This is a genomic window from Streptomyces sp. NBC_01431 (assembly GCF_036231355.1).
Classification (GTDB): domain Bacteria; phylum Actinomycetota; class Actinomycetes; order Streptomycetales; family Streptomycetaceae; genus Streptomyces.
This window is the reverse complement of sequence record NZ_CP109496.1, coordinates 6,773,804-6,785,936: the sequence shown is the minus strand read 5'-3', so window position 1 is coordinate 6,785,936 and position 12,133 is coordinate 6,773,804. Positions and strand designations below refer to the sequence as shown.

Annotated in this window: 9 protein-coding genes; 5 read left to right on the top strand and 4 right to left on the bottom strand. The window is 71.2% G+C overall.

Annotation, left to right across the window (positions count from 1 at the left end; all coding sequences use genetic code 11):
* Positions 1–66 precede the first annotated feature (66 nt).
* Positions 67–1,737, top strand: a complete 1,671-nt coding sequence (ptsP, locus tag OG522_RS31000; RefSeq protein WP_329466339.1) for a phosphoenolpyruvate--protein phosphotransferase — start codon at positions 67–69, stop codon at positions 1,735–1,737.
* A 148-nt stretch (positions 1,738–1,885) separates the two neighbouring features.
* On the opposite strand, the gene OG522_RS30995 is transcribed toward ptsP, so the two are convergent.
* Positions 1,886–2,770: a hypothetical protein gene (locus tag OG522_RS30995; protein ID WP_329466338.1), complete on the bottom strand. Its 885-nt coding sequence runs from the start codon at positions 2,768–2,770 to the stop codon at positions 1,886–1,888.
* 24 nt (positions 2,771–2,794) lie between these two features.
* The gene (locus OG522_RS30990; RefSeq protein ID WP_329466337.1) at positions 2,795–4,069 is read right to left on the bottom strand and encodes an MFS transporter; all 1,275 of its coding nucleotides are present in this window, start codon (positions 4,067–4,069) and stop codon (positions 2,795–2,797) included.
* A gap of 46 nt (positions 4,070–4,115) precedes the next feature.
* Between OG522_RS30990 and OG522_RS30985 the strand changes: the two genes are divergently transcribed.
* Complete coding sequence (locus tag OG522_RS30985) at positions 4,116–5,435, top strand: aminotransferase class I/II-fold pyridoxal phosphate-dependent enzyme (protein WP_329466336.1); 1,320 nt, start codon at positions 4,116–4,118, stop codon at positions 5,433–5,435.
* On the opposite strand, the gene OG522_RS30980 is transcribed toward OG522_RS30985, so the two are convergent.
* Positions 5,436–7,424 carry an acetoacetate--CoA ligase gene (locus tag OG522_RS30980; protein ID WP_329466335.1) on the bottom strand — a complete coding sequence of 663 codons (1,989 nt, stop codon included), beginning with the start codon at positions 7,422–7,424 and terminating at the stop codon, positions 5,436–5,438.
* 218 nt (positions 7,425–7,642) lie between these two features.
* On the opposite strand from OG522_RS30980, the gene OG522_RS30975 reads away from it, so the two are divergent.
* Entirely contained in the window at positions 7,643–9,997 is a 2,355-nt protein-coding gene (locus tag OG522_RS30975; RefSeq protein ID WP_329466334.1) for a glycoside hydrolase family 31 protein, read from the top strand.
* A gap of 94 nt (positions 9,998–10,091) precedes the next feature.
* Here the strand turns inward: OG522_RS30975 and OG522_RS30970 are convergent, their stop codons facing one another.
* A complete protein-coding gene (locus tag OG522_RS30970; protein WP_329466333.1) occupies positions 10,092–10,616 on the bottom strand; it encodes an NUDIX hydrolase in 525 nt (174 codons plus the stop codon).
* A 224-nt stretch (positions 10,617–10,840) separates the two neighbouring features.
* Here OG522_RS30970 and OG522_RS30965 point away from each other — a divergent pair, with 224 nt between their 5' ends.
* Positions 10,841–11,647: a M15 family metallopeptidase gene (locus OG522_RS30965; protein WP_329467806.1), complete on the top strand. Its 807-nt coding sequence runs from the start codon at positions 10,841–10,843 to the stop codon at positions 11,645–11,647.
* Between the two features lie 129 nt (positions 11,648–11,776).
* A complete protein-coding gene (locus OG522_RS30960) occupies positions 11,777–12,124 on the top strand; it encodes a DUF962 domain-containing protein (RefSeq protein WP_329466332.1) in 348 nt (115 codons plus the stop codon).
* Positions 12,125–12,133: the final 9 nt, after the last annotated feature.

The window sequence follows — 12,133 nt, the reverse complement described above, 5'->3', positions numbered from 1 at the left end:
GGCGGCGCGCTGGACGGACAACCACTGCGGCGGCGTTGACCGCCGCGACTATCGGAGACGGGTGAGATGGAGACAACGCTGCGAGGCGTCGGCGTGAGCCACGGTGTGGCGATCGGCGAGGTTCGGCACATGGGCACGGCGGTTCTGGAACCGCCTGCCAAGCAGATTCCGGCGTCGGAGCACGAGCGCGAACAGGGGCGCGCTCGCCAGGCCGTGGAAGCTGTGGCGGCCGACCTGATGGCGCGTGGCAATCTGGCCGGCGGCGAGGCTCAGGCCGTGCTGGAAGCCCAGGCGATGATCGCCCAGGACCCGGAGCTCATGGCCGATGTCGACCGGCGCATCATCGTCGGCAGCACCGCCGAGCGGGCCGTGTACGACGCGTTCTCGCACTACCGTGAGCTGCTCGCGGGCGCCGGTGAGTACATGGCGGGGCGCGTCGCCGATCTCGACGATGTACGGAACCGGATCGTGGCGCGTCTGCTCGGCGTGCCGATGCCGGGCGTACCGGACAGCGACGAGCCGTACGTGCTCATCGCCCGGGACCTCGCGCCGGCCGACACCGCGCTGCTCGACCCGACGCTGGTGCTCGGTTTCGTGACCGAAGAGGGCGGGCCCACCAGCCACAGTGCCATTCTCGCGAGGGCGCTCGGAGTGCCCGCGATCGTGGCCCTGCCGGGCGCAGGTGAGCTGGCCGAAGGCACGCTCGTCGCTGTGGACGGCAGCACGGGCGAGATCTTCGTGGAGCCGAGCGAGGAGAAGCGCGCCGAGCTTGAGCGGGCCGCGGCCGAGCGCAGGGCCGCGCTGTCCGCCTCCTCCGGTCCGGGTGCGACCTCGGACGGCCACAAGGTTCCGCTGCTTGCCAACGTCGGTGGTCCCGCCGATGTTCCGGCCGCGGTGGACGCGGGCGCCGAGGGTGTCGGTCTCTTCCGTACCGAGTTCCTCTTCCTCGACGACTCGGCGAAGGCGCCGTCGGAGGAGAAGCAGGTCGAGGCGTACCGCAAGGTTCTTGAGGCGTTCCCCGAGGGGCGTGTCGTGGTGCGGGTCCTGGATGCGGGCGCGGACAAGCCGCTCGACTTCCTGACTCCGGCCGATGAGCCGAACCCGGCGCTCGGCGTGCGCGGTCTGCGCTCGCTGCTCGATCACCCCGAGGTGCTGCGGACGCAGCTGACCGCGCTGGCCAAGGCCGCTGCGGGGCTGCCCGTGTACCTAGAGGTCATGGCGCCGATGGTGGCCGACCGTACCGACGCCAAGGCGTTCGCGGACGCGTGCCGCGCGGCCGGGCTGCAGGCGAAGTTCGGTGCGATGGTGGAGATTCCCTCCGCCGCGCTGCGGGCCCGCTCGATCCTCCAGGAGGTCGAGTTCCTGTCGCTGGGCACCAACGACCTGGCGCAGTACGCCTTTGCCGCCGACCGTCAGGTGGGCGCGGTCTCCCGCCTTCAGGACCCGTGGCAGCCCGCGCTGCTCGACCTGATCGCCATGTCCGCCGAGGCCGCCAAAGCCGAGGGGAAGAGCTGTGGTGTGTGTGGTGAGGCTGCCTCCGATCCGCTGCTGGCGTGTGTGCTGACTGGTCTGGGCGTCACCAGCCTGTCGATGGGTGCGGCGTCCATTCCTTACGTGCGTGCGACGCTGGCGAAGTACACGCTGGCGCAGTGCGAGCGTGCGGCTGCCGCGGCGCGCGCCGCGGACACTGCCGAGGATGCCCGCAAGGCCGCCCAGGCGGTGCTGTCCGGCGAGTGACCTCCGGGTGGTGAATCCGGTGTGAGAGGGGCTTCCCGTCGCGAGCGCGGCAGGGAGCCCCTCCCCTGTTTTCCCGTTCCCTTCCTCTGTTTCTCTGTCCCTCTTCTTTGTCCCTCCGGTGACGTCGCTGAAGCTGGATGCCGTGATGTCAGTGGTGGTTGTCCGGTTGATCGATGGGGAAGCCGGGGCGGTATTCGACGTCCGGTTCGGGAGAGAGGGGATCGCCCGTCTCGGCGTCCGTGCAGTAGGCGCTGAAGACCTCGCCCTCGGTCAGCGGATCGAGCCGTCCGTGGTGCAGGCGCCAGCCGTGCAGTCGGTCCGGGCATCCCGGTTCGGTCGTGCGGAGTACCAGCCCTCCCGAGCTGTTCAGGGCGATGCCTGCCGCGAGGACGGTGACGAACTGCGCGGTGTCCGTCTCGTCGAGGTGCGCCGGGTCGGTCCCCTGCCGGTGGGCGTGGAGGACCGCGATGAGGTGCTCTTTCTGTGCGGGGACGCTGCACACGAGGTGGTGGGTCCCCGAACCGGCCGTTTCCAGCAGGGTCAGGAGGAGGTGCGAAGCACTGTCGAACGCGGCCCGGCCGATGTCCTGACCGCATTCCGCGCACTCCCCCGCCTCGGCGAGGACCAGTGTCGCGTACTCCCAAGTGGCTTTCCGGACAGCTGTGTTGATGAGCTGCGGGACGAGGCTGTCGATGGGCTGACCCGCGTACGCCACGCAGGCGCCGCCCGCCGCCAGTTCCGCGGTGAAGCGGGTGCGGCTGTCGGGACTGTCCGGGTCCAGGCCCGCCGACGTACAGAACTCGGTGAACTCGTCCGGGTCGAAGAGGGCGACCGTCGTGTGTGCGCCCTGGGCGGCCAGCGAGCGGAGGAGTCCGTCCACCTGCCGCAGATAGGTCGCGTGGTCGTCAAAGACGAAGGAGCGGTATCTCGTCATGGCCGTGAAGTCGTGCGCGTCGGCGATGAGGCCGACGGTGCTCGGCATTTCACGGCGCAGTGTGCGCCGGATGGTCCGGGTGTGGTGGGCGTGCGCCATGTTTCCCCCTGAGCACGGTGTCGATCAATGCTCACTCAACGTAACCGATGGCACTGACAGTGCCGTCCGTTCCAGGCTTCGTCCGACCATGCGGTGCTGGACCAGGCAGGTCCCCGCGATGACGGTGCCGAAGGTGAGCCAGCCGGCCGGGCCGGTCGCGATGGCCGCGGTGACCGCGAGCGGGCCCACGCTGCGCTGGACGGACTGCGCGAGCCCGTGCACTCCGAGGTAGGCGCCTTGAGCGTGGTCGGGTGCGAGGGCGATCGAGAGTTCCCAGGAGATGGTCGCGTGGAGGATTTCGGCGAGGGTGAAGGCGGCCGCCGCGGTGACGAGGAAGACGGTGGCGAGGGCCGCTCCATGGGCCGCGGAGGCCGCGATCGCCACACCCGCGAAGGCGAAGACCCCGCTGAGCGGCAGGAGCAGTTGGCGAGCCTTCGGGGTGGTGGCGCCCCATCGCGCGAGCGGGACCTGAAGGCCCACCACCATCACGTTGTTGAGCACCATGAGCAGGGGGACGAGTCCGTGCGGGGCGTCGGTGGCGTGCACGATCCAGAGCGGCAGGCCGATCTTGAACACTGCGTCGTCGAGGAAGAGCACGGTCTCGGTGGCTACGAACGCCAGGTAGCGGCGGTCACGCCAGGGGTTGGCCGACTTCAACTGGGCTACTGGATCGCCGGACTTGGCGACTGTGCGCGAGGGCGTCTCGGGTTCCGCGCAGAGTGCAGTGATGAGGGCGGAGCCGAGGAAGGAGACGGCGTTGCACGCGAGCAGCCACTGGTAGGCGCCGACGGAGCCGACGGCGAGGGCTCCCGCGGCGGCCAGGCCGCCCACGGCCCAGCCCGCGTTCGCGACGGTCCGGCTGACGGCCTGGTAGCGGACGCGGTCGGCGCCGGCGATCCGGGCCGCGTACAGCTTGGTGAGGACGTTCGCCGAGCGGTCGCCGAAGCTCCCCATGGATGCGAACAGGAGCAGGAGCGCGAAGTTGTCGGTGGTCAGGAGGGCGAACGCCGCGATGGCGCGCAGCACTTGGAAGGCGACCAGTACGCGGGTGAGGGGCAGCCGGTCGGCGATGCGGCCACCGATGGGGGCGCCCGCGATGCCGATGGCTCCGGACGCGGCGACCAGGGTGCCGATCTGGGCGAGGGAGAGCCCTGCCACGTAGGTGAAGTAGAGAACGGAGACGGCTTCCCAGAGGCCGCTGCCGGTTCGGTCGACGAAGGCGACCGAGAGCATCCGGCGGCCGTCGAGGCCTCCTGGGATGCGTTCCCACAGTGCAGCACGCCTACTGTTCCAGCTCATCGCTTCCCCCTTGACCCGACTTATGTATTGATACATAATTTGGAACGTGGCAACACAATATTCGATCTCTGGTACGACAGCCAAGGGGATTGCCGCGTCCGTGGAGCGTGCGGTCGCCGACGGGGCCCTGGAGCCCGGCGACGCACTTCCGCCGGTGCGCAGGCTTGCCGACGAGCTGACGGTGAGCCCCGGCACGGTGGCCACCGCCTACAAGGAGCTGCGTCGGCGCGGTCTGGTCGTCACCCGCGGACGCGGCGGAACCGTGGTGGCCGCGGCGCCGGCCGTGGCGTCGCGGCGGCCGCCCAAGGTGCCCGACGGGCTGATCGATCTGGCGGGCGGCCACCCCGACGCCGCGTTCCTGCCGGATCTGCCGAGGCTCGTCACACCGTCGACGGGGCCCCGCTCGCACCGGTCCGCGCCCCGGCTGCCGGAGTTGGAGCGGCGGGTACGGGCCTGGTTTGACGCCGACGGGGTACCGTCCGGCGCCGTGACGTTCGCGCACGGGGCGCTCGACTGCATCGCGCGACTACTGACGACCGAGCTGCGGCCCGGGGACGCGGTGGCCATGGAGGATCCCGGTTACCACCATCTGCTCGATCTGCTCCAGGCGATGGGGCTGCGCACGATCGCGGTGGCCGTCGACGACGAGGGCATGCGGCCTCAGGCTCTGCGGGAGGCACTGCGCGCCGGAGCGCGGGCCGTCGTGTACAGCCCGCGGGCGCAGAATCCGTACGGAGGCTGCTTCTCCGGGCGGCGGCGCGATGAGCTGGTCGAGGTGCTGAGGCAGACGCCCGAAGTGCTGGTGATCGAGAACGACCACGCCGCCGAGATCGCGGGCTCTGCGCTCAACACCCTTACGGATGGCGGGCTTTCGCGGTGGGCACAGGTGCGGACCGTGACGAAGTACCTGGGAACGGATCTGCGGTGGGCGGCGGCGGCGTGCGATCCGGTGACGCTGGCGCGGCACGACGGGCGGCTGCTGCTCACCTCCGGATGGGTGAGTCATCTGCTGCAAGCGGCGGTGCTGACCTTGCTGGACGACCCGTCGGCTCAGCTATTGGTGAGGCGGGCCGAGGACGCCTATAGGGAGCGGCGTGGGGCGTTCGTCAAGGAGTTGGGGCAGCGCGGGATCGCGGCTCACGCGGCGAGCGGGATGAACGTGTGGGTGCCGGTGCGCGACGAGTCGGCCGTCGTCAACGGGCTGCGCACGCGCGGCTGGTGGGTGGCGGCCGGGGCGCGCTTCCGGATGGCCGCGCCGCCTGGGGTACGCATCACCGTGGCCGGTCTGGAGCCCGCTGCGGCGGCGCGGCTGGCCTCGGACTTCGCCGATGTGCTTGGCGAGTCCGAGGCCACGTACGGGGGCTGATCAGGCGCGCTTGCGGGCGATGTCCTCGTAGAAGCGCAGCAGGTCGAGGTTGTCGACCGAGCCGGGGTTGACCGCCTTGTCGAGGGCTGTGCCTTGGAGGAGGCGCTTGACCGGGACCTCGATGCGCTTGCCCGTAAGGGTGTGCGGGACACCCGGGGCCTCGATGATCTCGTCGGGGACATGGCGGGGCGAGAGCTGTTCGCGGATCGCCTGCTTGATCTTCGCACGGAGGGACTCGTCCAGGACGGCGCCCTCGGCGAGGTGCACGAAGAGCGGCATCCAGTAGCCGCCGTCCGGCTCTTCGAGACCGATGACGAGCGATTCGCGGATCTCCGGGAGGCGTTCGACGACCTCGTAGATGTCGGCCGAGCCCATGCGCACGCCTTGGCGGTTGAGGGTGGAGTCGGAGCGGCCGTGGATGATCACCGAGCCGTGGTCGGTGAGGGTGATCCAGTCGCCGTGGCGCCACACGCCCGGGAACATGTCGAAGTAGCTGTCGCGGTAGCGGCCGCCGTCGGGGTCGTTCCAGAAGCGGATCGGCATGGACGGCATGGGGTTGGTGACGACGAGTTCGCCGACCTCGCCGGTGACGGCCCTGCCCTGCGGGTCCCAGGCCTGGAGGTCGGTGCCCAGGCAGGGCGCCTGGAGCTCGCCGATGTGCACCGGAAGCGTCGGGACCGCTCCTGCGAAGCAGGAGCAGACGTCGGTGCCACCGCTGACCGAGGCGATCCACAGGTCTTCGCGCACCTCGTCGTGGAGCCAGCGGAAACCGTCGGGCGGCAGCGGCGAGCCGGTGGTGGCCACGCACTTGACGCGGGACAGGTCGTGCTCGCGGGCCGGGTGGACCTCGGCCTTGCGGCAGGCCATGACGTACGCGGCCGACGTGCCGAACAGGGTGGCCCCGGTGCGCTCGGCCACCCCCCACTGGGCGCCCGTGTCGGGGAACCCCGGACTGCCGTCGTACAGCACGACCGTGGTGCCGGTGAGCAGGCCGGAGACGAGGAAGTTCCACATCATCCAGCCGGTCGACGTGTACCAGAAGAAGCGGTCCTCGGGGCCGAGGTCGCAGTGCAGGCCGAGCTGCTTGAAGTGTTCGAGCAGGATGCCGCCCTGGGACTGCACGATCGCCTTGGGCAGCCCCGTCGTACCGGAGGAGTACAGGACCCACAGGGGGTGGTCGAAGGGCACCTGCTCGAAGACCGGCTCCGTGTCGGCCGAGGTGAGGGCGGACCATTCGAGGGTGCCTTCGGGGGCCGGTGTGCCGAGGAGCGGGATGTGCACCACGGCGCGCAGCGTGGGCAGTTCGCGGCGCAGTTCCGCGACCACGTCCGTGCGGTCGTGCTCCTTGCCGCCGTAGCGGTAGCCGTCGACGGTGAACAGGACGACCGGCTCGACCTGCTGGAAGCGGTCGAGGACGCTGCGGGCACCGAAGTCGGGGGCGCAGGAGGTCCAGACCGCGCCGACGGCGGCGGAGGCGAGCAGCGCGGTGACGGCCTGCGGGACGTTGGGCAGATAGCCGCTCACCCGGTCGCCGGGGCGGACGCCGAGGGCGCGCAGTTCGGCCGCGAGCGAGCCGACCTGGCGCCGGAGTTCGGACCAGCTGATCCCCACGGGTTCGTGCGTCTCGTCGACGTGAAGCAGTGCCGGAGTTTCGGCGCGGGCGGAGTCCTCGGCTGTGCGCAGGGCGTGTTCCGCGTAGTTCAGTGTGGCGCCCGGGAACCACTGGGCACCGGGCATCGTTCGATCAGCAAGGACAGCTTCGTACGGGGAGGAGAAGCGGATGTCGAACCAGTCGGCCACGGCTTGCCAGAAGGTGTCGAGCTCCGCGACGGACCAGCGGTGGAGAGCCGGGTATCCGCCCTCGGCCGGTGCTCCGTAGCGCTCGGCGGCCCAGGCCTGGAAGCGGGTGATCCGCGCGGCGGCGATGCGGTCGGAGTCCGGCTGCCACAAGGGCTCGGGCTGCGGAGCGGGGTGCGCTGCTGAGGTCATGGGTCGGCTCCCGGGCTGTAACGCGTGATGTGCGTGTTTCCCGCGCACACGCTCAGGGGTGTGCGCGTGAGGCGGCTGACAGGGACGATGCCATGTGATCGTCTTCCGCACCAGGGTGTGCCACCCATAGTCGGATACCGGGCCATGTGGTGCCACCACGGATGAACGGCAGTTGAACGAACCGCACGCAGGGCCGTCCGGGTGGCAGGGTGAGCTGCATGAACGGCGATGACCTGGTGCGCTCGGTGAAGGCGGTCGGCACGGTACAGGGCCTTCGGGCGATGCGCTCGGCGCTGCGGCGGCGTCGGGCGGATGCCCGGGAGCTGTCGGCGCGCGGGCCGGAGCGGGCTCGGGTGCCGGGAGCGGTGACCGATGCCGAGCCCCGGCCCGGCGGCGGGGTCGTGCGGTTCGCGCGCTCCGAGCTCGACGTGCGGGTCGCGGCGGGCGGCGCGGTGTTCTGGGGCTGGGACGGGGCCGGGCCCGAGCCGTCGTACGCCCTGAACGGCAGCGCGCCCGAGCCGGACCCGAGGGCGTCACTGGAGCCGGACAAGGACGGCGGCTGGCGGGTCGTCTCCGAGCGGCTGACGGTGGTCATCTCCCGGCACGGCGCGGTGGACGTGTGCACACCGGGCGGGATCGTGCTGCGGCGGGAGCTGCCGCCGCGCTGGTGGGAGCCGGTCGGCGGCGGACCGGCCCGCTGGCAGCAGCGGTCCGAAGTGGCCGCCGACGCGCGGTTCTTCGGGCTCGGCGGTCGCGCCGACGGGCCCCGGTTGCGCGACGGGACGTACCGCCTGTGGAACACCGACCCTCGCGGCGGCTTCGCCCCGGGCGACGACCCGCTGTACATCACCATGCCGGTGCAGCTGGTCGTGGCCGACGCGGGGACGCATCTGGCGTTCTACGACAACACCTGGGACGGCCGGGTGATGCTGCGCGAAGGAGAGGAGGGTGCGGGGTCGGGGCACGACAGGCCGGGTGCGAGCGAGCTGCGCATGGACGGCGGCCCGCTGCGCTGCTGGGTGATGGCGGGCACACCCGCCCGCGTGTTGCGGGGCTGGAGCGGGCTCACCGGCGCGCCCGCACTGCCGCCGTCGTGGGCGCTCGGGTACCAGCACGCGCGCTGGGGATTCGGCAGTGAGCGGGAGGTGCGGCGGGTCGTCGCCGGGTACACCGAGCGCCGGCTGCCGCTGTCCGCGCTGCATCTGGACATCGACCACTACGACGCGCACCAGGTCTTCACGGTCGATCGGGACGCCTTCCCCGACCTGCCGCGGCTGGCCAAGGATCTGGCGGAGAACGGGGTGCGGCTCGTCTCGATCGTCGACCCGGCGGTCAAGGCGGACGGCGGCAACCCGGTGTACGAGAGCGGCCTCGCCGCCGGTGCCTTCGTCCAGGACGCACGCGGGCACGAGGTGCGGGGAGAGGTGTGGCCCGGGGAGTGCGCCTATCCGGACTTCACCGATCCGAAGGCACGTATCTGGTGGGGCGGGCTCTACCAGGAACGGCTCGACCAGGGGTTCGCCGGGGTGTGGCACGACATGAACGAGCCGGTGTCCTTCGCGCCCTTCGGCGATCCGACGCTGCCCCGCTCCGCCCGGCACGACCTCGACGGCCGGGGCGGCGACCACCGTGAGGCCCACAATGTGTACGGCCTCTCCATGGCCCGCGCCGGGTACGAGGGGCTGCGCCTGCTGCGCCCCGATGAGCGGCCGTTCCTCTTCACACGCTCCGGGTGGGCCGGGATGCAGCGTTACGGAGGCACCTGGTCCGGCGATGTGACCACCGGCTGGCCGGGGCTGCGCGCCTCGCTCTCCCTGGTGCTGGGCCTCGGCCTGTGCGGGGTGCCGTACTCGGGGCCGGACGTGGGTGGCTTCGACGGAAGCCCCTCGCCGGAGCTGTATCTGCGCTGGTTCCAGCTGGGTGCCTGGCTGCCCCTCTTCCGTACGCACGCGGCGATCTGGGCGGGTCGGCGCGAGCCCTGGGAGTTCGGACCGAAGGTGCTGGAGCAGGCGCGGGCCGCGCTGGCCGAACGGGAGCGGCTGCGCCCGTACTTCGTGACCCTGGCCCAGCTGGCCCGGCTCAGCGGGGCGCCCTATGTGCGCCCCGTGTGGTGGGGTGCGCCGGGCGACCGGGCGCTGCGCGACTGCGAGGACTCCTTCCTCCTCGGCGACGCATTCCTGGTGGCTCCGGTCCTTGAGCGGGGCACCGTCCGGCGGGCGGTGCGGCTGCCGCGCGGGCGGTGGTACGACACCGCGACCGGCGAGGCGCACGACGGCCCCGGCCAGGTGCTGCTGAACGCCCCGCTGTCCCGGATCCCGGTGCTCGCACGGGCGGGTTCGGTGGTTCCGGTGCGCGGCGACGACGGCGGGCTGGAACTGGAGGTGTGGGCACCGGCCGCCGGGCGGACCGGGGGCGGAACAGTCGTACGGGACACCGGGGACGGATGGGACGGGGCGAAGGTCGAGCGGTTCGTCACCCGCGTGATCAACGGCCGGGTCGTGGTCGAGCGAGCCAACGGCGGCGCGAACGGCGAGGTCGGGTACCCGGTCCGGGTGCGGGGGTTGGTGCGCTGAGACCGGGTATGCCCGAGGCTCGTCGACTGGCTGGCGGCCGCCTTCGGCGCCCGCTCCTCGTCGGCATGCCGCTCGGCCCACGCCGAGGTATCCCCTATCCGTACGCCCCCTCGAACCACTTCCGCATTGCTTCCGTATGCAGCGGAAACGCCAACTCGGCTGGCTCGTACAGAAGTTGCCAGCCTTCGGTTTCGTCGGTCGGGAGCGAGCGCGGCAGCGTGGCGGCCGGGCGGGGCGGCAACAGGCCGAACAGCAGGAGGTGTTGCGGGGAGCTCAGCGCGTCGGCGAGGCGGACCTCGGTGACCGTGGCCTCGATGCCGGTCTCCTCCTTGAGTTCGCGGATGACCGCGTTCTGCCAGGTTTCACCAAGGTCCACGAAACCGCCGGGCAGGGCGACGCCGCCCCGCTGCGGTTCGATGGTGCGGGTGATGACGACGAGCCCCGTACCGCGCGCGTCGAAGACCGGAAGCAGCGCGATGGCAACGGGGAGCGGATTGCGGTACGCGATGGTGCCGCAGGGCGTGCAGACGCGGGGCCACTCGCCGTCCGGCTCGGGGTACCGTGCCCCGCACGCACCGCAGTGGGAATCCAGGAGGGGAAGCTTCGAGGATGCGGTCACGCGCGGACCCTAGCGGACTCCAGCCGATCCGACTGCCCCACCAGTTGGCACACCTCGCCCGTCGCAATCCGCGCCCGCCCCCTCCCTCCCCGATCCGTCTCCCTCCCCGATCCACCATTCCCGCCGACCGCCCCCGCCGATTCCCCCGATCCTCTATTCCCCCGATTCGCCTTTCCCGCCGCCCAGTTGAGCTGATAGACGGTGTGCGCATGACACGAATCCGTATGACATCACCGAGGACGGGACTGCGCGGCCTGGTCGCGGCCGCTGCCGCGCTGCTCGCCGTCGCCCTCCTCTCCCCCACCGCGCAGGCGGCGCCCGAGCCGAAGGCGCCGGAGGAGTTCGTGGCGCTCAGCTCCGTCGACCGCTCGATCATCCAGGAGATGCGCTACATCACCCCGCACGACTTCGTCGGCGAGCCGATCGACGGCTACCGGCAGCCCCTGTGCATCCTGACCCGCCCCGCCGCCGAGGCGCTGCACCGGGCGCAGCTGGGACTGCTGCGACAGGGCTACTCCCTGAAGGTGTACGACTGCTACCGCCCGCAGCGGGCCGTCGACCAGTTCGTGCGCTGGGCGAAGGATCTGGACGACGTGAAGATGAAGGCGGAGTTCTATCCGGACGTCGACAAGTCGAGGCTGTTCGCGGACGGGTACATCGCGGCGAAGTCCGGGCACAGCCGGGGCAGCACGATGGATCTGACGATCGTGAAGCTGCCCGCGCTGCCGACCCCGCCGTACCACCCCGGGCAGCCCCTCGTGCCGTGCTACGCGCCGCAGAGCCAGCGGTTCCCGGACAACTCCCTCGACATGGGGACCGGATTCGACTGCTTCGACACCCTGGCGCACACCGACGACCCGCGCATCCAGGGCGTTCAGCGGGCCCATCGCCAGTTCCTGAAGAGCACGCTGGAAGCGCAGGGCTTCGTGAACCTCCCCGAGGAGTGGTGGCACTTCACCTTCCAGCCGGAGCCGTTCCCCGACACCTATTTCGACTTCCCGGTGGCGCGACGCTCGGTGGCCGGGCACTGAGCGACGCGGGCGGGCGTCCGGGGCCACCCCGTGGGCCCTGGACGCCCGCTCCGCCTTCGCCGCCCCCGTGTCTTCTCGGACGCGAACCGGCCGTATCCGGTTCTGCGACGAACGACTAGGTTCGCCCCCATGACGCAGCCGACGTTCGATTCGTACGAGGAATTCTGGCCCTACTACGTGGCGATGCACTCCAGGGCCGCCACCCGCTGGGTGCATCTGACCGGCACTCTCACCGGACTCGCCGTGAGCGCGTACGGGCTGGCGCGCGGACGCAAGCGGTACGCGCTGGCGTTGCCGCTCATCGGGTACGGCACCGCCTGGCCCGCGCACTGGTTCATCGAGGGGAACAATCCGGCCACCTTCGGCCACCCCGGATGGTCGCTGCGCGGGGACCGCCAGATGATCCGGATGATGCTGGCCGGGCGTGACCGGGAGCTGGGGGAGATCGCCGCCAAGTGGCTCGCCGAGAACCGCTGAGTACACGGC

Coding starts and splice junctions, on each gene's coding strand:
- ptsP (WP_329466339.1), top strand. CDS start 67: ATGGAGACAACGCTGCGAGGCGTCGGCGTGAGCCACGGTGTGGCGATC.
- OG522_RS30995 (WP_329466338.1), bottom strand. CDS start 2,770: ATGGCGCACGCCCACCACACCCGGACCATCCGGCGCACACTGCGCCGT.
- OG522_RS30990 (WP_329466337.1), bottom strand. CDS start 4,069: ATGAGCTGGAACAGTAGGCGTGCTGCACTGTGGGAACGCATCCCAGGA.
- OG522_RS30980 (WP_329466335.1), bottom strand. CDS start 7,424: ATGACCTCAGCAGCGCACCCCGCTCCGCAGCCCGAGCCCTTGTGGCAG.
- OG522_RS30975 (WP_329466334.1), top strand. CDS start 7,643: ATGAACGGCGATGACCTGGTGCGCTCGGTGAAGGCGGTCGGCACGGTA.
- OG522_RS30965 (WP_329467806.1), top strand. CDS start 10,841: ATGACATCACCGAGGACGGGACTGCGCGGCCTGGTCGCGGCCGCTGCC.
- OG522_RS30960 (WP_329466332.1), top strand. CDS start 11,777: ATGACGCAGCCGACGTTCGATTCGTACGAGGAATTCTGGCCCTACTAC.